The following is a 25569-nucleotide window of genomic DNA, read 5'->3' as shown; positions in this document are numbered from 1 at the left end:
CTTTGAGTAAGAAATATCAAAATTGTAAAATAGAAATAATGAGAAGTCTCAACAAGGTATCACTTATTGGAAACTTAGGAAAAGACCCTGAGTGTCAAACTTTAGAGGGAGGTATTAGCGTTGCCAAGTTTTCACTGGCGACTACCGAAATTTATAAAGATGACAAAGGACAATCACATTCAAACACTGAATGGCATAGTATTGTGCTTTGGAGAAGTTTAGCAGAATTAGCTCATAAATATTTAAGTAAAGGGAGTTTGGTCTTTATTGAAGGCAAATTAAAAACCCGTAACTTTGAAGGAAAAGATGGTATAAAAAGATATGTCACTGAAATAATTGCTGAACAATTAATAATGTTAGACAAAAAAATAGAGGAAAATAATCATGAAAGTAACTTATGAATTTGCTTTACATAGGGGTAAAGAAGTTATTTTCATTTATTTTGATTATGATATTTCCCTAAATGAGCGTATTAAGAACTTGGTAGGCGTTCGATGGAGTTTTTCAAAAAAGGCTTGGTATGTATTGGATTCTGCTTTTTATCGTGAAAAATTTGGATTATCCCCAAAATCTCCCATTGGGAAAGAGGCACTTTTCAATATTCATGAAGTAAATCAAAAAGCATTGCAAAAGTATATTGAAACTTTACAATTAAAGGCTTATAGTCAAAACACAATAACGACTTATAAGAATGAATTTGCTCAGTTGCTTTATATCTTGAAAGATAAAAATGTGGACGAATTGGATGCAACTCGGCTGAGAGATTATTTTCTTTACTGTACTAATACTTTAAAGCTATCTGAAAACACGCTTCATAGTCGCATCAATGCTATTAAGTTTTATTATGAGAAAGTTTTAGGTCGTGAAAAGTTTTTCTATGAAATACCCAGACCCAAAAAGCCTTTGTTATTACCAAATGTGCTGGCATTGAGTCAGGTAGAAAAATTATTTTCAAAATTAGAGAATCTCAAACACAAAACAATGCTTTATCTGGCTTATTCGGCGGGACTGCGAGTAAGTGAGGTTGTAAACCTGAGAGTGAAAGACATTCATTCGGCACGAATGGTGATAAATATCAAAGGGGCAAAAGGTAAAAAAGACCGTATTGTTTCATTATCACAAGGAATTTTGGAACTCTTACGAAAATATTACCTTGCCTACAAACCAACATATTGGCTCTTTGAAGGACAATATAAAGAAGAACAATACAGTACGAGAAGCCTTCAACAGATTTTTCATAGGGCAAAACATGAGGCGAAGATTATTCAAGATGTAACATTTCATAGTCTTCGACATAGTTATGCTACGCATCTGCACGAGCGAGGAACTGACATTAAATTGATTCAAGAATTATTAGGTCATAACGACATTAAGACTACACTAAGATATACTCATGTGAGTAACCGAACAATAGAAAATATTGTTAGCCCTTTTGACCAATTGAATTTAAAAGATGAATAATGTTTGGAATTTTTGAGAGGAATTTATAGTTTTATGGATACAATATTTTTACAAAAAAGGTTAGTAAAAATATTGTACGACAAAAATAATACAACGAAATCTTAGTTCAATACCAAACAATACAAAAAGTACGACAAAACTTTCGTATATTAGAGAGTTGGTGGCAATGCAATTTGACAGTCGCTGTAATTTCGAGCAAATAATTTTCATAAACTTCTAGAAGTTTTTTTATTAAATTTTAAAATCTAATTTTAAAAAAATTTCTAGAGTAAGTGTTTTGTTATTTACATTTTAATTGAATAAAAGTAAAATCACTATTTATTCATTAGATTCTTAATTCATATTGTGAGACTTTTTTATCTTTTTACTGTGACACTTTTTACAGTAAATCTTTCAAGTTGCTATTTGACTGAGAAAGCCAAAGCATTTGCTAATCTTCGTCATTGGAAAAATGACTCTTTGGAAATTGAGTTACCATATGAAATAAAAGGAAGAGGTAGTCTTCATAATTTTACATTTGAAAAATTTAAAGACAGTTCAGCAAATTACATTTACTTACAAAATATTAAGCAGAAAATCGCTTCAAGTGAACTCGTTCTAGTAAGTAAAAAAGGTTATAGTTTTCAAAGGAATTTAAAAGGTGAAATTTACATTAATGATTCATTGATTAATATTAATTTGAAAATTCCACATTATAAAAATGGAGTAGTCAAAAAATGGACAAACTATCAATTTAACGGCAAATACATTATAAAAGTACATAAATAAGATGCACTGCCACCAACAAGAGGTTTTGTGCAAGTTGGGCAGACGGAACGCAAACCAACTTTTGTATTTCAGTTTAGCTTCAGTCCCAGCTCGACAGAACGCTATTCATCAAAACAACAAAACATCAACTTAAACCTATAAATTTGGCTGACGTTTACAAGCAGACGGAACTCGAAAGCCCCAACCTGCACAAAGCCTTGAACGTTAGCTGTAATTTTAGAAAAACCCGAAACAGACATTGGCTTCCAACAGAAAAATAAATATGACAAAAAGAAAATCATATAAGATAACAAACCGATTCCCTTTTTTGATTAAAAACTAATTTTTAAACATCTTCTTAAAATTTTAAAACATATTATAAAATGACTCTTAAAAATTTATACCAAACCCTTGCCTTTGTGTTGCTCATGGCAAGTTGCAAAAGTGAAAACAAACAGCAAACACAAGTACTTGCCAACAAACCAATTCCTGTTTTAACAGAGCAAATTCTGTCTGTGCCATCGAATGGCGAGATTTCTATTTCTGGAAATATTGAAGGCAATAAAACCGTCAGACTAGGTTTTATGGTGGCTGGAAAAATTAATAATATCACCGCTAGAGAAGGACAAGCCGTAAAACAAGGACAATTATTGGCAAGCCTTGACCCCGAAAGTTATCAAATTGCCAAAGAATTGGTTGATATTCAAGTAAACCAAACGCAAGAAGAATATAATCGTTTGAAAATTATTCACGACCGCAAAAGTTTGAGCGACGGTGATTTTTCAAAAATAAATTACGGCTTACAAACTGCCACTACACAACAAAAATTACACAGAAAAAACCTCGCTGATACTCGATTATATAGTCCGATTTCGGGTGTTTTATTGAAAAAAATGGCAGAAGTAGGCGAAATTACAGGTGTAGGTACACCACTTTTTGTGGTTTCGGATATTGGCACGGTAAAGGTAAATGCCTATATTCCTGAAACTGAATTGCACAACATTAAAATTGGACAAGTTGCCAATGTTACCGTTTCATCGTTGAATGAAGTTTTTCAAGGAAAAGTTATCGAAGTAGGTTCGGCAGCCGATGTTACGACAAGAGCTTTTACTGTAAAAATTCAATTACAAAATCCTCATTACCTTATTCGCCCAGGAATGATCGCTGAAGTAAAATTAGCATCAAGCCTTAGAAAAGACATTTTGGCATTGCCTGCCGAAGCTGTTTTACATGATTCTGATAACCAGAGCTATGTCTATGTGGTTGATAATCAACAAAATAAAGCCTTTAAACGCAAAGTAAGTTTAGGGCAAATTGTGAATAATAAAATTGAAATCACCTCAGGTATTACTGCCAACGAAATAGTAGTTACGGGCGGTCAGCAAAAATTAACCGATGGTAGTTCAATTACACTTTCAAAATAAAAAGGCATGAATATTATAGAATCATCTTTAAAATATAAGCACGTTACGTTATCGGTGCTATTATTATTGTTTGTGGTTGGGGTTAATTCTTTATTAAATATGCCTCGTCGAGAAGACCCTAAAATTACTATTCGACAAGGCTTAGTTTTAGCTTATTATCCAGGAGCAAATTCTTCACAAGTAGAAGACCAAGTAACCAAAAAATTAGAACAATATCTTTTTCAGTACGAAGAAGTTAGAAAAGATAAAACATTTTCTACTACCCGTGATGGCATGGTAGTGGTAAATGTAGAATTGGTAGAAACTGTAAGCAATCCAGATGTGTTTTGGTCAAAATTACGTCATCAACTCTTGGTTTCTAAGCAGTTAGATTTACCTGCGGGCGTTAGAGGACCTATTGTAAACTCAGATTTTGGCGATACAGAAGCCGTTGTCATTGGCATCGAAAGCGACCATGCGAGCTATGCTCAACTAAAAGAATATGCTCAAAAATTAGAAGATAATCTACGAACTATTCCTTCTGTTTCAAAAATTAAACGCATTGGCGAGCAAAAAGAGCAAATTGTTTTATCAACAAGTTCTGAAAAAGTATCGCAATATGGCGTAAATTTAAAACAAGTAGTAAGCGTATTACAAAGTCAAAATTCGATTAATCCAACAGGCGAAATAAAGTCGGATAATAACAAAACACCTTTATATACCAGTGGTTATTATAATACTGAAAATGAAATTACGAACCAAATTGTAGGCACATCTACGCAAACAGGTTCGGTGGTTCGCTTGGGCGATGTGGCTACCTCGAAAAGAATGTATGCTGAACCAAGTAGCAAAATCACAGTGAATGGGCACAAAGCCATGATTTTGAGTATTCAGATGCACGAAGGAAATAATATCGTAAAATTTGGCGAAGAAGTAAGCCTTAAAACCCAAGAAGTTGCCAAATTTTTGCCTGCCGATGTAAAACTTTCGACCATCGTAAACCAACCCAAATTGGTAGATGAAAGTATTTCACATTTTATTCATGAATTTTTCTTGGCTATTTTATCAGTCGTCATTGTGGTATTATTGCTGTTGCCTTTCCGCATTGCAGCCTTAGCCGCTATGGCTATTCCGATGACGGTAGCCGTAACCTTTGCCCTTTTGCAAGCCTTAGGCATTGAGTTGCATCAGGTATCGTTGGCGGCTTTGATTATTGTGTTAGGCATGGTAGTAGATGATGCCATTGTGATTGCTGATAATTATGTAGAATTGTTAGATGAAGGCATCGACCGTTGGACGGCTGCTTGGCGAAGTGCCAGCGATATAGTTGTACCTGTTTTGGCAGCAACCATCACCATTGTTGCATCGTTTCTGCCCATGATTTTGATTAAAGGTGCAACAGGCGAATTTATTTTTGCTTTGCCCATTACGGTTGCCATTGCATTGTTTGCCTCGTTTGTGGTTGCCTTGTTTTTTACGCCTTTGTTGTGTTATGCATTTATTAAAAAAGGCTTGCACGACCATAGTGAAAATGCTAAGAAAAAAAGAAAATCATTGCTCGATTATATGCAAATGGGCTACAATAGTTTATTAGAATGGTGTGTAAATCACCCAAAAACAACTATTATTAGCAGTTTATTAACGATTATTTTAGCAGGATTAATTTATTCAAAAGGAATTAAACAAAAATTCTTTCCTGCTGCCGAACGTAATCAGTTTGTAGTAGAATTGTGGATGCCCACAGGTACAAAATTAGAGAAAACCGAACAAGCTATTTTGAAAGTAGAAAATTTGGTTAAACAAGATAAAAGAGTAACATCATTTGCAACCTTTATTGGCATGAGTGCCCCTCGTTTTTATTATAATTTCTCGCCCGAAATTCCTGTTACTAATTATGCCCAAATTCTGATAAATACTTCAACAGAAAAAACAACCGAAGAATTATCGCATGAATTAACCGAAAAAGTGGCTACGCTTATACCCGAAGGCACACCACAAGTAAAAATAATGCAACAAGGAGCAAGTCTAAAAGCACCTGTGGAGGTGCGAGTAATTGGCGAAGATATTACTCGTTTGAAGCAAATTGGCGGACAAATTGCCGAAATTATCAAAAAAACACAAGGAAGTGCTTTTGTAAGAAACGATTTTGCCGAAGATTATTACGGCTTTGATATTAAATTAAAAGAAGAAGCCAGTAGATTAGGTTTTACCACATCGAGCATTTCTCAATTAGTTTATACAGGATTTACAGGAGCAGCCATTTCTTCGATGTATGAAGGCAATAATCCCGTAGATATTGTTTTACGATTAGATGATAACAGTCGTCAAAACACAACAAATTTAGAAAATATGTATGTTTCTTCTCCTGCCACAGGAGCAAATGTACCGCTTCGACAAATTGCCACTATTTCGCCAGAATGGCAAACAGGTAAAATTATGCACCGCAACGGTGTACGTACGTTAACCGTCCAAAGTGAAACAGTATCGGGCGTGTTACCCTCGCAATTATTGGCAGCTATTCAGCCAGAAATTGAGAAATTGTCTTTACCAGAAGGATACCGCATTAGCTATGGTGGCGAATATGAAAATAAAAAAGAAACATTTAGCCAAATGATACAAGCCTTAGTGATTAGTTTAGTCTTGATTTTCTTTATTTTAATATTCCAATTTAGAAATATAAAAGAAGCCTTAATCATCATGACGACTATTCCATTAAGTTTATTTGGAGCATTGTTTGGTTTATTTATTACAGGAAATAATTTTAGTTTCACTGCCTTTATTGGACTAATTGCACTATCAGGAATTGTCGTTCGGAATGCTATTATTTTGGTAGATTATACCAATTTATTATTGAAACATGGCATGGATATAAAAACGGCTGCCATCGAATCGGGTAAAAGACGTTTGCGTCCGATTTTCTTAACCGCTATGGCAGCTGCCATTGGTGTTTTACCGATGATTATGTCGGGTTCTCCTATGTGGAGTCCTTTGGCAAGTGTGATTGCCGTAGGCGTAGTTTGGAGTATGATTATGGCACTTTTAACCGTACCTGTGTTGTATATTGGCATCATAAAACCAAGCGATAAAAAAGATGTAATGCCCATAAAAGCCGTAGAAACAAGCGAAAGCGAAGAAAATAATGAGCCTGATGGCGGAAATTTAGCACCAATTATTGCTACGATTGCTTTTTTTATTATTTCAACAACTGCTTTTGCCCAAACACCTTTATCGCTGCCACAAGCACAGCAGGCGGCATTGAGTAATAATCATTTATTAAAAATAAAAGATTTGCAGATAGCCGAGAAAAAAGCAAAAATTGAAGAAGATAAAATAAAGAAATATCCAGCGGCCACCGTAAATTCTACTTATCAATATAATTTTAATTTGGGGCAATTGGTTATTCCTGCTGGTTCGTTTGGAGCATTACCTGTTAATGCTACTACTTCTGTGCCTTTGCCCAAAACTGATGAAACATTTGTTTTAGGTAATCATCATACTTTTAATGCGGGAGCTACTGTTTATCAGCCAATTACGCAATTACGCAAAATAAAAACAGGTCTTGAAGTTGATAAAAATGAAGTAGAAACAACCGAACTTGAAAAATCAAAAGCTGCCACGCAAATTAAGCAAGCCGTTGAAAAATTGTATTACGGTTTGCTCATTACGCAACAACAAAAAGAGGAAGCACAAGCTAAATTAGCTTTAGCAAATTTAAAATTATATGACGTAGAAAGTGCTTTATTGGCAGGCAAAACCATTGACGTAAACAAAGCAGGTTTACAAGCAAATATTGCCGACGAAGAGCAAAATATCTTAAAATTAAGCATTTTACAAGAAGATTATGCCACCGATTTACGCCAGCTAACAGGCATTGAAGTAGAAAAATATGTATTGCAAGAGATTCCTTTTGAAAAAATATCAACTGAAAGCATCGGGCAATATAAAGCCACCGCAAGCACCGAAAATGTAGATATAAAATTGGCAAATCTGAAAAAAGATAAAGCAAATTTAGCTATAAAAGCAGCTCAACAAAGTTATCGACCAGATATTGGGGCATTTGTGGGTTATACTTACCAAACAGGAAATACGCTTTATCCGATGAATAATCCAGTAGCGGGCATTAGTTTAAAATGGAATGTGCAAGATTTTTTTGCTAATAAAAATATATTAGCACAACGAAATTTTATTTTACAACAAGCCCAAGAAAATATCAAACAAACAAGCGAACAAATAGATAACGACCTAGAAAAAGCTGTTCGTAAAATAAAGCAATCGGAAGCCTTAATTGGCGTAGCTCAAAAAGTGGTAAATTATCGCACCGAAGAATTAAAAGTACAAGAAGATAAACAAGCCGCAGGTTTGAATGTTGAACAAGATATTTTGGCAACAAAAGCCAGTTTAGCCAAAGCAAAATCAGATCTATATGCCTCTCAATTAGGCTACCGATTAGCACAATCGGAGTTGGGGTATTTGAGTGGGCGGTAGGTTTTACTGATGGCATGAAACATCAATGCCTTTGTCTTCACTGATGAAAGTAGCTACCTTAACTGACTGGCTATCAATACATAAAAGACTTGGTATTTCTTTTCTACCTTGTCTTTTACGTTCTATTTTATTCAAGGTGGAATTCAGACATTCAAATGTTCCGTCATTTTTCCACTTCCGAAAATAATAGTAAACGGTCTCCCAAGGAGGATAGTTTTCGGGAATATTTCGCCATTGTGAGCCTGTTCGTAAGATATAAAATTGGGCATTTAATACGTCTCGCAAATTATATTTTCGCTTTCTTTGGTCGGAAACAATTTCTTTAATAATTTCCCAGTGGGAATCGGTTATAACTTCGTAACAAGTTTGCATATCTGATAAATTTTGTCGTTTAAAAGATAACAAACCGATTCCCTTTTTTGATTAAAAACTAATTTTTAAACATCTTCTTACATAACACAGAATTATATGTTGTTAGCAGGATTTCTCCCAAGTAAAAATGGAAACTATAAAAGTGACTTAAAAGAAACAAAAAAAGACCACATAGACAGATATTCAGAAAATCAAGTTTTCGTAGGACACTCAATTCTTTGTATTGTTTATGCTCTAACAATTTATGGACTGAATTATAAGTATCAAGTTTTACCAAGACATACAATGATTTGGCTTGTCTTTTTGACATTTCCATTTATATTAAAACTTATTGAACTGACAAATAAAAAAAACTACAGCTAACATGGGTTTGCCAAAATGGGGGCAGAAGTGCTAAAATGAGCATTTTGAATTCTAATTAACTTTTGTGCTAAATTTGAAGATTAGGTTTTCAAAATCCCCCACTTCGGCAAGCCCCAAACGTTAGCTAATATATATCCAATCTTTTGTTTAAGTCAGATAAATGATATTGAACTTGTGTTTTTATTTTCAATCGCATGGGGACCCCATTTAGTTTTTCAGAGCTGTCATTAAAAGGTTAACTGAAATCTATTTTCCCGCTTCTACAAAGCCTTGAATGTTATTCTTTATAGGCAAAATAATTCTAAAATTTTCAAGCAAAATATCACTAAAAGTGACATCGTTAATAGAGCGTTTGGTGTAGATGTCTCAATAATCGAACGTTTTTTGAGAGGGAGAAAAAGAAAAAGGGCATGATTTGATTCATGCCCTTGAAGGAAGTGTAGTATAATATTTTATTCAAAACTCACTACTTTATAACCAGAAAGAGAAGTTATTTCACGTCCTACTGCTACCGTACGTTGCCACGGAATCATCCCATTTGGATTTATCCAACCTGAGCCATAATTAGCTTCTGCTACTTTAACTTTTCTAATTGTGCCATCAGCATTCCAATAAATATCAGTAATAAGAGTTGCATGGCTTCGGTCTGTTTTATATAATGCCATTCCTGGACGGTAGTTGGCTACAGATGAAACACCTGTGGCATAGTATCCACGTGCCGAACCACCAGCACTTCTACCAATGGTTTCAGCCCATTCTAAACATTGACGTTGTATATTTAGGAATGATAATGTTGCATTATCTGTTGATGGGACAGCAACTGATGAATTACAAGCAAATGAATTGTATCTTGCAATTGTTTGATTTACTAAGGCATTACGTCGAGTAACATCATAAGCAGAACCGCTGAACGAATTATACATATCTGTGCGAACCGAAGCAGGAACTACTGGGGTGCTACATCGAGTTTTTACATTAGCTCTGTACCATTTATCGTACTTTGCTATGGCACTTCTCATTCTTGCTCCATCGCCATCTGCACAATCTGTGAGCCATCTGCCTTGTGTATCGGTAACAGATGTTCCAGACATACGACCGTTGGCGGCATTAGCAAGCCTTACAACATTCATTTGTACAGAAGTTGAAGCAGCTCTGAATGCAGTAACAGATGCCCAACCTTCGGTGTTGGCGGCAGCACGAGCATTAGGATTTGTAGTAGCTGCCGCCGATACTTCCAAATCGTTTTGAGGTTGTGAAACATTTACAACAGGCTGATTTTCAGACTGAGGCTGTAAATTTGATTCTTTGCAAGATGTTGCAATGCCTGATACGATTAGGATTGCTAAGATTGATGTTGAGAATACTTTTCTCATTTTGGTAATTGTTTGTTGATGAAAGGGCATCCTTTTAGGCGATGCCCTTTTCCTTGTTTTAATCCTTTTTACTTCTCAATTTAGTGTCAGCTACACCTTGAAGCGTTTCAGAAGCCACTTGAGCAACATCACAAGCTGAAGAAGAAATTGTTTTACAACCTGCCTCAACTGTACCAGTTACAATTGCTCCAGCGGATATTACCACTGCTGCAATTGTTTCTGAGATAGAACTTGACTTGTTTGACATAATAATAAATTTAAAATAGTGGGCATCCTTTTAGGCGATGCCCATTTCCTAAATTTTAGTTATTTACGGTAGAATTTAAGAGTTGAATTACCTGGGTAGTAATAAACAGTCATATTAACATCAACGTTATTGCAGCCAGCATCTGTAAATACCTTTTTAGGGTCATTCGTTTGATTTGAGCCTTTGATTTTAATAACAAAGTATTGAGATGTTACTTTGCCATTTTTGTCTTTGGTTTGAATACGAGTAACCGAACTTGGAAAACCCACATGCCCATGTGTAGAGTTTACACCACTACCATAATTATTGCTAACAACCAATACATCGGAAGCCCAAATATTCCCCCAAGTAGATGTAAAATCTGGAGTAACTTCATAATAACCTGCATCTTTTAAGTTTTTGCCATAATCTTTTGCAGATGCAGGATTAGCAACACCCGTTTTATTTTTCACATACTTTACACATTGACAAAAAACAGCATCTGCGGCAGCACGAGCATTAGGATTTGAAGTAGCTGCCGACGAAACTTCCAAATCGGTTTGAGGTTGTGAAACATTTACAACAGGCTGATTTTCAGTCTGAGGTTGCAAAGCTGATTCTTTGCAAGAGGTAGCAATACCCAATACAAAGAGGATTGCTAAAATTGATGTTGAGAATACTTTTCTCATTTTGGTAATTGTTTATTGATGAGTGGGTATCTTTTTAGGCGATACCCTTTTCCTTGTTTGTTGATGAAGTGTTTGTTTATTATGAGTAGCGTTTTGAGGCTCGTTTTTATCCGATTGTAGCCTTAATTTTGAAAAAAATAAAAAGCCCCACCAAGTTGGTAGGGCTTTTACAACAAAATTTTGTTATTACTTAGGGCTTTTATATTTTCTTTTCAAGTGGAAAGGTATAGTTTTCAAACTTGCCGTCTTTTTGCTGATTGATGAACTCCTGATTTGATTTTATCACTTGTTCGGATAAATCGTAATGAAAGAAATCCACCTCGATACCAGCGTTTAAAAGTAGTTTGACACCATTATATTCTACATCTTTATTGGGGTCTAACATCCCAATAACTACACGTTTAACTCCTGCTAAAATTGTCCAAACAGCACAAGGCAATTTATTGGGATTTCGGCATGAACATGGTTCGAGAGTTACATAAAGAGTAGTTTTCGAATAGTCAATTTCTTTGTCTTTGAGAACAATATTAAACATGGTATTTTCACAGTGTTTTCCAGTGATAAGCCTATGACTTCTACCAATAATCTCACCCTTTTCATTAACTAAAACTGCACCAACTTTTGGATGTACTTTTTTTTCTGAATTATTTATCTTCGAGGATTTGTTGTTTGGTGTTATAATAACTTCCTCCCCAAGTATCCCAAATAATTTCTGGCGTGATTGCTCATATTCTGTATTACTTAAAAGAGCTTGATTTACAAAATGGAGAGGGTCATTTTCTTGGTTCGATTTTTCCATTTCCTCAATAGCGGCTTTCATATAGATTCGTTCTGCCATTGATGCCGCTTTGTGTAAGTACGAATGTTTCAATAAGAAGCCATTGGTATCATTAAGAAAATAATAATTCCTACCGCCCACCTGCAAAACTGGAACTGATTTTGGGTGTTTAAGGGCTGTATCATTTAATGATAAGTCCGAGTAATTTATGAGACTTTCCCAAATCTGAAATTTAGGAATTGTCTTGCCAAAATCTTTAATATCAGAATCTAACATTGATAAATCAAATGTAACTGGTTCATCAAAAAATGATTTGTTTTCTTCTGCAAGCAATTCAAGTTTAGCCTCCTCATCACTATCTACGAGTATTTTACGTCTTTTCCAATAAGTTATTATCATTCTTTTGATTGAAGAAGCAAAGAAATTCTCAAACTTGCCTTTTGAAGCATCGAAAGTTTTATTTTTCTGAATATATAAAATGACATCGTTTATGATGTCGTCCATATAAAAATCATTTGTGCCTGAACGTGTCTGTTTATAATATTTAACACCCAAAGACCAGCAGTATTTATTGAATGCTGATAATGCTTTGAGGTCATTAGATTTAGCTTTCGTAATTATCGAATCAAGGTAAAATTGAATAAAAATATTCTCAATTTCCTTATTTGACTTTGCGGTATGTGCATTATTTGCCATTACAAAATCAATCGCTGCCACTTTTGTATTTGGGTCTGAAAAGAAGGTAACTAATTTATCAGTATTACTTTTTTCGTTAAAGTAATAAGTTATACTTGTTTGTTCCAAAATACCTTCTAAAACCTTTTTATATTCTTGATTTTCCATGATTTTAAAAGAATTTTAACCAATTAGGATAATACTCATTCGGAATTTTTATACCGTTTTCATCTTCAATAAATTCATCAAAACCCATTTTATCTGCATAGTTTTTGACAAAAACCACCTCTTGTTTAGTAATAAGATTAGGTAAATTGGTGATAATATCTCCTTTGGCATCATAGCCGTGTTTTCCTTCAAAGCCTAAAATTTGTCGTAAATGTGTCCTTATTTTATCGCCATTATTACTTTCGTCTGCTTTGTGGATAGGTAAAATAATGGGTTCGGCAGGGACGGGGTATAATAAAGCAATCAAATCTCTTTCTGTAGGTGGTTCTGAAACCAACGTCTCAATACTTTTTTCCTTGAATTCGTGGTGGATATTTGGTTTGTGAATCGCTTGTGATGCTTGGTAATATTGATTCCACAACCTAACACCCATAAAAAATATAACTAATCTTTTGGTAAAAATTGACTTACTTTCAATTTCTGCTTTCCTAAGTTCAATGGTATGTTCTTCATGAATTCTTTCGCTTCTATATTTTTCAGATATAGTATAAAAATCCCTTAAATCTTGCCTTATTTTGTCTTGGTCTTTATCAAGTTTAACTCCTTCCGAAGCCAAAATTTCCTTTTGCAATTCCAAAAAAGAAAATATATGTCTTTGTCGCATTAAACCAGAAGTATAGGCTGTCCAAAATCTACTAACAATTCTTTCCGCATCTGTTATTTCTGCGTCGGTTCTACCAGCCAATAAAATTGTATATAATTGACTTGCCCACCTCATTATCGCCTCATCACGTTCAGCTACATCAACATCTATAAACAAACCATCTAAGGGTAACTCACGTGTGCCGTAGATTGAAGTAAAGGTAAAAATGCGTTTGTCGTCATTGCCAAAGATTGGAAAATGGCCACTTTTTAAATCTATAAGTTGAGTAAGGTTAGGTTGGATTTTACCTGATTCTACTTGGGTTTTGATGCGTTGGCGTAGCTGTTGAACAGCTTCTTGCAAAATATCAATCCATTTTTTACTCCCCTTATTTGTTCGGCGAAACATTGTTCCTAAATCATAACTATTCAACCATTCATAATATTTACCGTGTGCAGTCAATAAATCTACACGTCTTTTATTATTAGTTACTGGTATTCCCACCGTAACATGATTTCTGAATTGCCTTGATACTAAAACCCCTGCAAACAAACCCATATCATCATCTTTCAAATTTACTCTGTCAAGGGTTTCAACACTTTGGTCTCGTTGCTGTAAATCGTAATTTATTTTTTGACTAAATTCCTCAAAATAGTAATTTTCAACATTTTCCAAGGTTAAGGTTCTATCTCGAAAAAATGACTTAATGATTTTGAAATTTGGATTGTAATATTCTCGAAGTTTTCTAAATTCTGAAATATAAAAGATATTACCAGGGTTTTCTGTTTCATCATTTCGATTGATGGTAATATTTGGCGAAAGTTTATAGTCAAAAGGTACAATATCTGGAATACCGCCATCAATGCTACCCAAAGCCTTACTTCCATATTTATCTTCTACTTCTAAGGACATGGATAGATACTCCTTGATTTCTTCTGGATGTTGTAGGATTTGAAGATTAAAATATTTGAAATATTCTAACCTGCCAGAGTCAGGTGAAAAGGTAATCGCAGGAACTTCAATATTTGGGGGAACATCCCCCAAATCAATACTATCCCTTTCTGCAAGTGCCTCTGCAAGTAAGCCATCATTACATGGATTGTCTTCAATCCAAAGGACATTTATTTGATATTTTTTTTCCATTTTGCTTAATTGTAATTTAATTCCATTGTAAAATATGATTCATTTGCAATTTTGTAAAGTCTCAAATTTCCAATTCTTAATTGTGTTAATAAAGCATTAAATACTCTAAAGTTTCCTGTAAATTCAGTTATTTCATCGCCCGTACTGCTTATTTTTATCGCTGCTATCTCGCTTTTAAACAGTAACTGCCTCCTCTCTTTTTCGTGAATTATTTGAATAGTTTTAGTATTTAGTCCACTATGTTTATCAGAATTTTCTAAAATTGTGGCACACAAAAACTCATAAAAACGTATGGTTGGGAAGATATTTTGAAAACTAAAAATCCCCGTTAAGTCCAAATTGTTCTCTATTTCGAGGCTGTTTTCATAATAAACTAATCTGATTTTTTTTAGTATTGCAAAACGAGGATTTTCATTTTTGTCTAATTTTATTGCTAATAGGGAATCAAAAATTTGCTTTAAATCTATAATTGTTTGTGTATTAGCAAAAAACTGTGTGCTTTCAAGATACTCTAAAATTTTAGATGTAGGTAAGTCTGTTTGCGATATTTTTGACATTAAGTTGATTAGTTCTGCTGAATAAAGTAAATCATCTTTACTTTGTATCAGTCTTGCAATCAAAGTTATCAATGGACTATCTTTTAGTTTAAAAGCAAGAGAGTTTAATAATGGACTAAATTTAGAACCAATAAATGTTTTGATAGCATGAGTTGAAGCACTAATATTATTGAGTGTTTCTATTTGTTCAATTGTTTTAATGCGTTCCATTTCAATTTTAGACAACCTTTCTATTTCTAAAATTGCTAATTCTGAAGAGAATCTATGTAATAGTAATTCTATTAAAATCGCCTCTTCTTCTGTTAACTGTCTGGAAGCGTGAATCACTAAAATCGAATTAAATTTATCTTGAAACGCATATGGTCGAATCGCATAAATAAAATAGTCGCTTATTCCATTGTTTTCTGCAATAGTGACATAAGCCCTATTAAAATCCATCCAATTCGCAATTTTATTACTTACTTGGTCAAATTTTAGATGTAAATTCCTGACAAAGTTTTTTACACTCAAGCTTTCATTATTCTCATCCAAATTAAATTTGTTAAATCCACTAAAGTAAGAATCGAATTTCGATGATGTTGATTTCTTAAAAATCAAAATATTCTTTAAGGGATAGGGCTTAATTAGCAACTCTGTTAAACTTATGTAATTTTCACGTTGACTATCCTTATCTATTGATTCTACATCCTGTTCAAATTTCTTAGCTAATTCTACCGCAAGCGGGCTATCTAACTTTGGCCGAATTTGCCCTTTGACTGTAACTCTTCCAGTTATATCATGTACTAAAATTGAGCTATGGAAGAGATTATTTTTTAAGTTTTCAACTAAAAAATCGTGGATTAAATGTTCAAACTTATTATAAAACTGAGTAATACCGCTTTTATCTTTTGAAAAAGACTCAATAATATTTGCAAATTTTAAATAAGTTTCTTTTAAATTATTTACCATTATAAATCTATAATTTAATAAATTTCAAAAACGAAAGGATAAATAAAACTTCGTTCTGAAACAGAAACGCCACCCATTATACTTTCAATGTTTTTTATTTTTTCTAAGTTTTGGATTATTTTTTTTGAATCAAATTCACCTACTTCTTCAATACTTTTGAATACTAATTTTAACCCTACATAACTAAGGGCTGCAATATCAGAAGGCTCTTTGCCAAAACTTTTCTTGTAAGATTGAACAAACTCTTTAATTTTTTTTGATTCTGATTTATTATCGAAAGCAAAATCTAAATACCTTATTCCTAAAATAGATTGCCCTGCTGCATTTTTAACTTCTGCTGTATTGGACAATGGGTCTGCAATAATTTTACCTTTATAACCCGATTCTTTAATTTGTTTTATTAAAATACCTAATCCTTTCCCAACACCAATGACATAAATAATTTCGGTAGATGGTGTGATTTTAGATAATAAACTTTTAAAGTCTGATTCTTTGTCATTAAAGTTTTCAATAAAAGTATTGTTTAAATTTGTCCCTTTAATTTTTGCAATTATTGAATTACTTACACTTTTTCCAAAATCATTATCAACATAAAATATTCCTAATTTTTTTAACTTTAAAGAATCTGTTATGTAAGGGACCATGTTTTCAGAAATTGTTTTCGCATCAACATAGTTTCTAATTGTATAATTTGAATTTTCAATTAACTTGGATGCCGCTGCTGCTGCAAGAAATATAGATTTATTTTTTTCGACTTCTGGTTTAATAGCCATTGAAACGGGACTACCGTTGGAACACACGATAAATGGTGGTAGAGATGATTCGTACATATTTTTTATACTAATTAAACCTTCTTTGGGGTCTAATTTAGAATCTTGAATATCTAATTCTATTTTTTTGCCCAGTATTCCACCTTTTTTATTTTGTTCTTCGATAGCCATTTTATAGCCTTCTAAATGATATTTTCCGTTTACACTACCATTTCCAGATAGACCTAAGACTAAGCCAATTTTAACAGTATTCTCACTTTTATTATTGTTACAGGACACAAGCATAATGCCAAGCAAAAGGGCGGCATAAAAAGAAAAACGCATCGGTTTCATAATGATTTTGATTTGAGTGTTAAACATAATTATTTTGTGTTAAAAATTCGTCTTTATTTGCTTTCTTTTGCAGTTGTTTATACTGCAAAATGGCTACTGCATCAGCAATTTGTAGAGCAAAATCATGATTATGCTCCAATAATAAAATGGTTGTTCCTTGTGCTTTGAGTTTGAGTAAAGTATTGGCAATATCGCTGGTAATAGCTTCTGATAAACCTGCTGTTGGCTCATCTAATATCAGTAATTGTGCTTGTGTAGCAGTCAATGTTGCCAAAGTTACAATCATTCGTTCGCCACCGCTCAACTGTCCCCCTTGTCGGTTTTGCAGGTCGTTCAATCTTGGAAAATCTGTTTTTAACGCTTCCCATCGCTCTACCCTCTCAGTTTTTGGGTAATGATGTAATGCCAAACCAAGGTGTTCTTTTACGGTAAAATTTCTAAGGATATTACCGCCTATTAGGTTGTAATCAATGCCTAATTGGTTGAGTTTATGAGTAGGCGTACCGCCAAGTGTTTTGCCTTGCCACCAAATTTGCCCTTTGTAGGGTAGTTTATGGATAATGGTTTTTAGTAAAGTTGTTTTTCCTGCACCTTCTTCGCCCAATATCGCACAAATCTCACCTTGCTGTAAGGTAAGGCAGATGTTTTCTAAAACGTTTTCGTTTGGTAGATAACCCGTACTTAGGTTTTGTATTTCAAAATATGCTTTCATACCGCCTTAATTTTCTGGTTTTGTATCTCAAAAAGATAATCGCTTATTTGCCGAGCAAAGTTGATTTTATGCTCAATCATCAAAATACTTTTGCCCGCCTGTTTTTGCTTTAATAACACACCCGATATTTTCTGAATAGTATCAGGGTGTATGCTTGAAAACGGTTCGTCAAGCAACAACAATCGGGCTTCGCTCATGAGTAACATACCTAAGCAAACCAATTTCTGATTACCCAAACTCAATGTCCCTGCGGGTTGCTGGGTGTATTGTTCCAATCCTAATTCTTCCAGTAAGTCTAAGGCTTTTTGTTTGATATTTGCTTCTTGTTGCTTTACAGCTTTATAACTAAAAAAGTTATTCAACAATCCATCGCCTTTATGCTTGGGTGCTGCTACCATCAAGTTGTCCAAAACAGAATGATTCAAAAAAAGCATGGTACGAGGTGACTGCCACATTTTACCAATACCCAGTCGAGCTACACCGTCGGGCGATATTTTATTGATTGGGCTTCCTTCAAACGCTACCGTTCCTGCATCAGGTTTTAGATAACCAGTCAGCATATTAAACAACGTAGTTTTGCCCGAACCATTTTTACCTAATAAAACGCTTATAACCCCTTTGGGTACTTGCCAAGAAGCATCATCAAATAAACTTAGCCCTTCAAACGATTTATGTAAATGTTTTATTTCGAGTATAGTTCCCATGCTTATTCAAATCTAAATTTACCAAAAACACCATTAGGGCGGTATCTAACTACTAAAATTAAAATCAAACCATAGAGCATCAAACGAAGGCTTGCCCCCTGCGAACTACTGATGGGAATGAGCCGTATCAGTTCAGGCAAGGCAGTATAAAAAAATGCTCCAAAGATGGGACCAATCAAATTGCCAGTTCCACCAATCAATAACATACTAACCACCAAAATACTTTCGTCGAGTGTAAATGAAGTTGGGTCAATATAACTACTATTGGTAGCATACAAAGCCCCTGCAATAGTACAAACTACTGCGGCAATGGCATTGCAAACGAATTTGTAATAGTTTATAGGCTTACCGATAGTTATTGCTCCCAATTCACGGTCTCTGATACATGAGAGGGTTCGGATAAAAGGGGTTGTTTGTAAAAAAGCAAAAAAGCCAATGACCAAAGCCAATAAAACCCCACCTAAGATGGCATAATCTCGTGAGCCATTAAGAGCATAACCAAAGATAGAGACCGTTGGTATTTCAGAAAGCCCAAGACTTCCGCCAGTGAGGTCGTCGGCATTGTAAAAAAAACGAAAAACGATAATTTGAACCCCTATCGTGCCTATGGTAAAAAAAACATCCTTCATTCGGATTGCAAAATAACTCAAAACGGTAGAAAGCATAAGATTGAAAATCATAGCAATTAGCATAGCAGGGAAAAATGAAACTCCTGCTGATTTCATCAATATAGCGGTAGCATAAGCCCCAAGTCCATAAAAAGCTGCATAGCTAAACGACAATAAGCCAGTATAGCCAGAGACAATATTGGCACTGAGCGTAAGCATGATATACAGTTCGCATATAAATATGAAATTAAACCAGTTCATTGTTCTTCAATACGGTTTTTACTTGAAAATAAGCCTTCTTTAAAAAATAACAGAACAAAAATCAATAAAGCATAGATAACAACCTCACGCCAACGTTGCGAGAGGATTTTAACCGAAAAGTTATCAATCAAAGCAATGACGAAACAGGCGAGAGTGGTTCCTGATAGTGAACGTACTCCTCCTACAATCACTGCCACAGTGGCCATCAACGTAATAGCAAGTCCATCATGCGGATTGGTACTGGTGTAAAAACCGTTAAGTAAACCGCTAACAATAGCGAGAAAACTACCTACAGCCATGGCTATATACCGAGTTTGTTGTACCGAGATGCCGAACTTTTCCGAAACCTCATAACTATCAGAAATCGCTCTTATGTTGCGATACCATTGAGTTTTGGTAAAAAAAGTAAGCCCAACAAAGCAAAGCCCCCCAACGAGTAATTGTTTTGCTTCTATGCCATTGATATGAAAGTAAGCGTTCTCATAAATAAAAGTTTGGGTACTATTATCCAATGCAACCCCCTCATTTCCAAAGAAAAATGCCAGTAAGTTTATCAGAAACGTATAAACCCCCAATGATGAAATCAGCGAAATAGCCGCACTGGCGTGGCGTTGAGCTAAGGGACGATACACCCAATATTCTACCAACAGAGCTACGTTAATACTTATTACAATAGCAATGGGAATCGCGAACCAATTGCCAAACGTTGGTTGTACAGTATAGACTAAAAACACCCCTAACACATAAATAGCTCCGTGCGTTAAATGAAAAACCCTGGTAGCATTAAAAATGAGGTTAAAGCCCAAGGCCAACAAAGCCAGCATTAATGCCGAGATGATACTATTGAAAAATATTTGAATCATAAACTACACATTTTGTGCTTTTAATACTAATACTCAAATGTCTAATATGTTTTCCCGAAACTTCCCGAAATTTTTCAAAAATTTGACCTATATTTATTTAACTATTTAATAATCAAGCATTTGTAAATTACAATATTTTTTTAAATTACTCGAATGAATTTGAAATATCTAAATTTTAATAGACTACACTTTGAGTATTAGCCTCCTCGATTATATTTTTTCAAATACTATTGACAAGTTGTTTTTTCGTAAAGTTGAAACTAACTTTTCAAAACAATCTAAGAGGTTGCACGCATACCGTAGGCGTTTTTTTGCTTCCACTTTTCTGTTAGTTTAAAATTTACCTGATTTTAAGTATAGAAAGTTCTCGCTAAACGCTAATTTTCAATATGTGATAAATTCTATTTATTTACTTGCTTGTTTTAAGTCCTGAATTTCAATTTGATTCATGGCAATTTAAAACATCAAAAGAACAAATACACTGTTTCATCATCTTCTTTTTTATACTTTTCATAAGCCTTTTCAAACTCGTCTTCTAAAAAATCATCATCTGTTGTACATTCTTCCATCAATGATTTTATATCTTGACTCATCGCTCTTGCAAACTGATAGTTTGACTTAGTAGAGGCATATCTATCGGCTATTTCTTCGTAAATATTGGTGAGCCATTGAACAAATGGCAGATTTTCGTCTTCTTTCTCTTCTTCAAATTCTTTGATGATTCTCAAAATGAAATCAGCAGCGTATTCGCCTAATTCTTTCTTTTTCCTCCAATCAGCATTAAAATCATTCAAAAACAAAACGATTTCTCTGTAAATATCGGTATTACGATATTCATACAATTCCATTATAGATGGATTATCATGGTAAAAATTAACCATGTTTTCGTAAGGGTTTTCTATTTTCATCGCTTTATAATTTTGGTTTTCTTTTCCGTTTTCTTTTTAGTTCTTCTTCGTCATCATCTTCGTCTAATTTCCGTTTTGGACTGTTTGGTGCTGCGGTTAGTGTATTATCAAGAATTGGTAAAGGATTGGCTTCTTCTTTGGTTGTTGATGGCTCAACTTTCAATGAACTGTTTTCAGTTTTTGAACCTGCTTGAAGACTATTTTCAAAAGCTAAACGCTTTTCCAAATTCATTAATGAGTATTCTCGACCCAGCTCCGAGCCTTTCAATGATGCCCCAGTCTTTTTATCTAAAAAACTCACGCCTCGCCCGATATACATTTTTACACCATCTTGTGCTAAACTCTTTTTCAAACCTTCCAATGTTTTTACATAAGGAATTCGTTTGTCAATTTTTGCACGAATCGAATCTGCCAATTTACTCTGTGAAAAAGCATTTTTTCGTTCTTCTACTGGCAATAAGGCTTTCATATTTGGCACAATAGTCAACCCTAATTTTAACTCCATCTTTCGGCAAAAATCCCCCGTGCGTAAATGACTAAATGAATCTTTGGCGGTGGTAACACCTTTCACATTAATACGATTTCCTACAATATGAATATGCGGATGGTTTTTATCCATATGTTTGAAAACCACCAAATTATTTTCTTCAAAACCAAAATCTTTACTGAACTCCATCACCAGTTTTTCTAATTGCTCTTGGCTGGGGTCTTCATGTTCAGGAAAAGAAAAGGTTTGATGCCAAATATAATCTTTCAAACGACTGTTCATAGCTGCACAATCTTTGAATTGTTGGGCTAAATATTCCATATCAAAACGCCCATCTGCCAAAGTATCTAAAGCCACATTTTGTGCATAAATAATCTCTCCACGAACATCATCAAGGCTCATTTTTTCTAAATCTTTTTTAGAAAGCTCCTCTTTCTCATAATAGCAATAATTCAAGATACCGCTGGCTCGTGAACCTTTTTGTGCTTTGCCTATCATTGCTTGAGTAAGTTTTGTTTGAGTTGTTCTATTTCTCGATGCACATCAAAATCTTCTTGCCAAATCGTTTGAAATGTAGGTGGATTATACGCTTCAAATTGCTTTCCAAAAGAGATAATCAGTTCATTAGCTATTTGGTTGATTTGAGAAATTACACCTACTATTTCAGCTTTGTCATCGCTGCCAATTAAGGTATTCAATTGCCAATATAAGAGTTTTGATTTTTCTTCGATTATTTTCAAATTTTGTTTGAAACTGGGTAAATCAAACTCTGCAAAAATCCATAAACTAATCAATCGAGTAATCCACTTTACGGTCTGACTACTTTCTCGCCAACTTTCTGCAAGCATCAATTTGTCTTTGGTTTTCAGAGCAGAAAGAGCCAATAAACCTGATAGTTTTTCAAGGCTTGAAATTTGCTCGGCAACTCCTTTTGGTAATGTTTTCTTCTTCGGACGTTCAAAAGGTTTATTGATAGCAAGGGTCAGGAAAAACTGACTTGCTGATAAATTAGTAGCTTCAATCAGTGTATCAATTTGCTTTTTTTCTTCTGCCGAAACCCAAACAGAATACTGTAATCGTTTCCGTTTTGAGGCAGGTTTGGGCGGTCTTCCTTTCGTTTTCTTTTCCATAATTTTTTCGTATTTCTATGAGCCAAAGGCGAATAGTGGGGTTTCTAAGGGCTTCTCCCTTAGCAAGCCGCTTTGGTACTGCATTTTTGCAGTATCCAAAGCACAGCTTGCTTTACATTAAAAATCAGTCATCTTTCAAACGATTTCAAAATATTTGAATTGATTTCATTTTATTCCAATTCATTCCAGTTGATTTCAAATTATTTCATTCTCTGCCTAAAGGAATCAAAACTCGCTCATTTTGCTTGTCATACATATACTCTGTCCCAATAGATATATCCCCAGTTTTGGGTTTCAGTTTTAGTGGTACATAATGACTTTCTCCTATCTTTTCAACTTTGGCGTTTATCAAAAACATTCTAAAATTTGCTGCGTTTGGATATTGTTTAATGAATGCTCTTTTATCCTCAAAGGTTCTACTGGTAAACTGGAAATAAGCTATGCAGGAAACCATAAAAAGCATTGGAACAGAAAAGGGTAAATATTTTCCAAAGCCAAACCAAAACGCTTGTTTATTATCTTTGAAATGAACGGCGTACATTTGTCCTTTCAGAAGTTTTGCGGCTGCTTTGACTTCTTCTGTAGCCTTACCTATTTCGAGTTTCGATTCTTGATTTAATTGATTCATTTCATGCATTACTGCCGAAAACCATTCATCTAACTCAATACCATACTTTTGTGTAAAATAGGCTTTAAGACGTATCATGTCTTCTTTGGAAACTTGTTCAATTTTCATATCCAAAATTTTCTTTTAGTTCTTTTGTTAGTCGTAGCTTTGCACCTGCTGAATACTCATTTAAGCCTGCTCCTTTACGAATAAAATCCAATATTTGAGAACCCAAGAGGGTAGAAGGGTCAAAGTCGCCAAACTTTCGCAAATGAAGTTGAAGTTTATTACAGTTATGCTTCAGCTCAGAGGATAGTTCGGGGAAGTTTGTAAATGCTGTAATTGATTGCCAAATAGTAACATCAAATTTACCATCCAGTGCTTTTAAGAGTTTCAACATATACTCGATAGATGGCTTGTAAGCCCCCCCGCCTCCAATTACAATATGGAAATGAGCCTCAAAACCTAATTCGTCTAAAAATTCTTTCAATGGTAAATCTCTCTCAATAAAGGCTGGCATCTGCTCGCTTTCTGGGCTTCCCAAATCGAAGTAAAACTGTGTAAAGGGCGAATCTACAAGGCTTTCTAAGTAGCTTACCAAATTATCTCTGACTAATACTTCATTGTTATTTAGTAAGCTCAATAATTCCAGACGGTCTTCTCCTAAAAAACGGAGTTGTTTTTTACTGGTTTGGGTGCTGTTATCTGTGTCAATAAATAAGCAGTCGGTGTCTTTCTCTTTGGTGATTGCGAATAGGTAGCTTAATATTGATTTGCCTACACCGCCCTTTGCACATAAAATAAAATTTAATTGTTTCTTTTTCATTCTTTTGAAAATTTAGATTTGATACTTATTTGTTTTTTGAAATTATCATCGTCGGGGTCTGACCAAACGATTTCGGTATTGGTATTGACTTCTTTTGGCGTTACAGGTATTTGTTTTGTTGGTATTTTAGGGAGCGGTGATGGCTTTGAACTCTTAGCAAAATGAAATCTACAATACACTACATCTTTTTCGCTTACTAAATCATCACGTGATAATTCATTATTAATTAATTTGCAGATAAATTTCAAGGAGGCATTCATGGTGATTGTATGATAAAATATATCCATTAGCAGCCTTCGCCTTTTTCGGTCATTTGATTCATACATCTGAATCAGTAGTTCTTTTTTGTCCATAGTAAATAATCGTTTAGGTCTTTAAAATCGGCATACATAATGGTCATATCTACATAGTTGGAATTTATTTCGCCTATTTTTTTTATAGCTGATTTACCAGCTATATCATTATCTAAAAAGAGAAATATTTGTCTATGTGCTGATATTATTCCATTTATACGAGAAAGAAAACTCAAAGAATTTAGTATTAACCAATTAGCGTTTTGTATCTCGAAATCAGCTAACATTTGATAAGAAAGAAAATCAATAAAGCCCTCAAATACCGCCAATTTTTCAAAACCATTATCATAAAAGGTAATGTCTTTAGGGGAAATACAAGATTTAAAGCCTTCACTTCGTAACTCATAACCACCAGATTGATTTTTAAATCCGATACTTTTATAGTATTTGTCAGCATTCACATAGCCTATCTGATGGCAATACTTTTGTGCTACTAACTTATTTATCCCTCTGTTAGCTAAATAGTCAATTAGTGGTTCGTGGCTAATTTCTTCAATATCAACCATTTTGATTTTAGGACTTATAGAACCCTTTTGAACCACTTTTTCTACTCGAACTTGTGGCTGTTGAAAAGAAGAAAAGAGATTTAGCAATTCTTGAATAACTTGCTTTATGTTCTCAGTTTTTAGAACTAAACAAGCCAAATCAACCAAATTACCCCCTTTACCAAGACTATGGTCATACCAACGATTAAGACTTTTATCCACTTTAAACGATGGCGTATTCTCTGTAAAATCTCGAATCATACTGATATACCAATAATTCTGTCCTCGAATTTTGGTAGGTTCAAAGCCCTTCGATGATAGAAATTCAATGATTGAATAGGTTTGATTTATTTGTTTAGCATTCATTTTCTTTCTTTTTTCAGTTGCAAATATTTTCGTTCGTTCGGCGTTCTGTGCGTTCGGTTTGTTCGTTTCGTTCGGTTTTAGTTTTTCATCACTGATAATCAATGACTTACATTCATTATCTTCAA

The 25569-nt window shown here is 34.3% G+C and carries 24 protein-coding genes; 5 read left to right on the top strand and 19 right to left on the bottom strand.

Translation table 11 applies throughout. The annotated features are described in order from the left end of the window. The first annotated feature begins 2 nt into the window (after positions 1 to 2). From ABR854_RS19040 to ABR854_RS19020, 5 genes are all read left to right on the top strand, one after another. The gene (locus ABR854_RS19040) at positions 3 to 401 is read left to right on the top strand and encodes a single-stranded DNA-binding protein (protein ID WP_350267433.1); all 399 of its coding nucleotides are present in this window, start codon (positions 3 to 5) and stop codon (positions 399 to 401) included. Continuing rightward, complete coding sequence (locus tag ABR854_RS19035) at positions 385 to 1461, top strand: tyrosine-type recombinase/integrase (protein WP_350267432.1); 1077 nt, start codon at positions 385 to 387, stop codon at positions 1459 to 1461. Before ABR854_RS19040 ends, ABR854_RS19035 begins: the two co-directional genes overlap by 17 nt. A gap of 405 nt (positions 1462 to 1866) precedes the next feature. Then, on the top strand, positions 1867 to 2229 hold the full coding sequence (locus ABR854_RS19030) for a hypothetical protein (protein WP_350267431.1): 363 nt from the start codon (positions 1867 to 1869) through the stop codon (positions 2227 to 2229). 362 nt (positions 2230 to 2591) lie between these two features. After that, positions 2592 to 3632, top strand: a complete 1041-nt coding sequence (locus ABR854_RS19025; protein WP_350267430.1) for an efflux RND transporter periplasmic adaptor subunit — start codon at positions 2592 to 2594, stop codon at positions 3630 to 3632. Positions 3633 to 3638: 6 nt separating this feature from the next. Then, positions 3639 to 8096 (top strand): efflux RND transporter permease subunit, encoded by a 4458-nt coding sequence (locus ABR854_RS19020; RefSeq protein ID WP_350267429.1) that lies wholly within the window; start codon positions 3639 to 3641, stop codon positions 8094 to 8096. A gap of 3 nt (positions 8097 to 8099) precedes the next feature. On the opposite strand, the gene ABR854_RS19015 is transcribed toward ABR854_RS19020, so the two are convergent. The 19 genes from ABR854_RS19015 to ABR854_RS18925 form a co-directional block, all read right to left on the bottom strand. Next, complete coding sequence (locus ABR854_RS19015) at positions 8100 to 8468, bottom strand: transposase (protein WP_350267428.1); 369 nt, start codon at positions 8466 to 8468, stop codon at positions 8100 to 8102. Between the two features lie 815 nt (positions 8469 to 9283). Next, positions 9284 to 10204, bottom strand: coding sequence for a hypothetical protein (locus ABR854_RS19010; RefSeq protein WP_350267427.1), 921 nt, complete (start codon positions 10202 to 10204; stop codon positions 9284 to 9286). Between the two features lie 58 nt (positions 10205 to 10262). Next, entirely contained in the window at positions 10263 to 10451 is a 189-nt protein-coding gene (locus tag ABR854_RS19005) for a hypothetical protein (RefSeq protein ID WP_350267426.1), read from the bottom strand. 59 nt (positions 10452 to 10510) lie between these two features. Further along, positions 10511 to 11119: a hypothetical protein gene (locus tag ABR854_RS19000; protein ID WP_350267425.1), complete on the bottom strand. Its 609-nt coding sequence runs from the start codon at positions 11117 to 11119 to the stop codon at positions 10511 to 10513. Positions 11120 to 11318: 199 nt separating this feature from the next. Continuing rightward, positions 11319 to 12740, bottom strand: coding sequence for a deaminase (locus ABR854_RS18995; RefSeq protein ID WP_350267424.1), 1422 nt, complete (start codon positions 12738 to 12740; stop codon positions 11319 to 11321). Positions 12741 to 12744: 4 nt separating this feature from the next. Next, positions 12745 to 14526 (bottom strand): hypothetical protein, encoded by a 1782-nt coding sequence (locus ABR854_RS18990; protein WP_350267423.1) that lies wholly within the window; start codon positions 14524 to 14526, stop codon positions 12745 to 12747. A 5-nt stretch (positions 14527 to 14531) separates the two neighbouring features. After that, positions 14532 to 16031, bottom strand: a complete 1500-nt coding sequence (locus tag ABR854_RS18985; RefSeq protein ID WP_350267422.1) for a hypothetical protein — start codon at positions 16029 to 16031, stop codon at positions 14532 to 14534. 14 nt (positions 16032 to 16045) lie between these two features. Then, complete coding sequence (locus ABR854_RS18980; protein WP_350267421.1) at positions 16046 to 17134, bottom strand: ABC transporter substrate-binding protein; 1089 nt, start codon at positions 17132 to 17134, stop codon at positions 16046 to 16048. A gap of 19 nt (positions 17135 to 17153) precedes the next feature. Then, the gene (locus tag ABR854_RS18975) at positions 17154 to 17846 is read right to left on the bottom strand and encodes an ATP-binding cassette domain-containing protein (protein ID WP_350267420.1); all 693 of its coding nucleotides are present in this window, start codon (positions 17844 to 17846) and stop codon (positions 17154 to 17156) included. Next, positions 17843 to 18550 (bottom strand): ABC transporter ATP-binding protein, encoded by a 708-nt coding sequence (locus ABR854_RS18970; RefSeq protein ID WP_350267419.1) that lies wholly within the window; start codon positions 18548 to 18550, stop codon positions 17843 to 17845. Before ABR854_RS18970 ends, ABR854_RS18975 begins: the two co-directional genes overlap by 4 nt. A 2-nt stretch (positions 18551 to 18552) precedes the next feature. Beyond that, positions 18553 to 19419, bottom strand: a complete 867-nt coding sequence (locus ABR854_RS18965) for a branched-chain amino acid ABC transporter permease (RefSeq protein ID WP_350267418.1) — start codon at positions 19417 to 19419, stop codon at positions 18553 to 18555. Beyond that, a complete protein-coding gene (locus ABR854_RS18960) occupies positions 19416 to 20282 on the bottom strand; it encodes a branched-chain amino acid ABC transporter permease (RefSeq protein WP_350267417.1) in 867 nt (288 codons plus the stop codon). Before ABR854_RS18960 ends, ABR854_RS18965 begins: the two co-directional genes overlap by 4 nt. Before the next feature lie 464 nt (positions 20283 to 20746). Next, positions 20747 to 21190, bottom strand: a complete 444-nt coding sequence (locus ABR854_RS18955) for a hypothetical protein (protein WP_350267416.1) — start codon at positions 21188 to 21190, stop codon at positions 20747 to 20749. Positions 21191 to 21194: 4 nt separating this feature from the next. Next, positions 21195 to 22175, bottom strand: coding sequence for a relaxase/mobilization nuclease domain-containing protein (locus tag ABR854_RS18950; protein WP_350267415.1), 981 nt, complete (start codon positions 22173 to 22175; stop codon positions 21195 to 21197). Next, positions 22172 to 22807 carry a plasmid mobilization protein gene (locus ABR854_RS18945; protein ID WP_350267414.1) on the bottom strand — a complete coding sequence of 212 codons (636 nt, stop codon included), beginning with the start codon at positions 22805 to 22807 and terminating at the stop codon, positions 22172 to 22174. The genes ABR854_RS18950 and ABR854_RS18945 overlap by 4 nt, the downstream gene beginning before the upstream one ends. Before the next feature lie 205 nt (positions 22808 to 23012). After that, complete coding sequence (locus ABR854_RS18940; RefSeq protein ID WP_350267413.1) at positions 23013 to 23543, bottom strand: hypothetical protein; 531 nt, start codon at positions 23541 to 23543, stop codon at positions 23013 to 23015. Then, complete coding sequence (locus ABR854_RS18935; RefSeq protein ID WP_350267412.1) at positions 23533 to 24240, bottom strand: P-loop NTPase family protein; 708 nt, start codon at positions 24238 to 24240, stop codon at positions 23533 to 23535. The genes ABR854_RS18940 and ABR854_RS18935 overlap by 11 nt, the downstream gene beginning before the upstream one ends. Further along, positions 24237 to 24593: a hypothetical protein gene (locus ABR854_RS18930; protein WP_350267411.1), complete on the bottom strand. Its 357-nt coding sequence runs from the start codon at positions 24591 to 24593 to the stop codon at positions 24237 to 24239. The genes ABR854_RS18935 and ABR854_RS18930 overlap by 4 nt, the downstream gene beginning before the upstream one ends. After that, on the bottom strand, positions 24572 to 25444 hold the full coding sequence (locus ABR854_RS18925) for a DUF8464 domain-containing protein (RefSeq protein WP_350267410.1): 873 nt from the start codon (positions 25442 to 25444) through the stop codon (positions 24572 to 24574). The genes ABR854_RS18930 and ABR854_RS18925 overlap by 22 nt, the downstream gene beginning before the upstream one ends. Positions 25445 to 25569: the final 125 nt, after the last annotated feature.

Source organism: Emticicia sp. W12TSBA100-4 (assembly GCF_040253585.1).
Classification (GTDB): domain Bacteria; phylum Bacteroidota; class Bacteroidia; order Cytophagales; family Spirosomataceae; genus Emticicia.
Note: the sequence above shows the minus strand (reverse complement) of the source record. Positions and strands in the feature narration are given on the sequence as shown.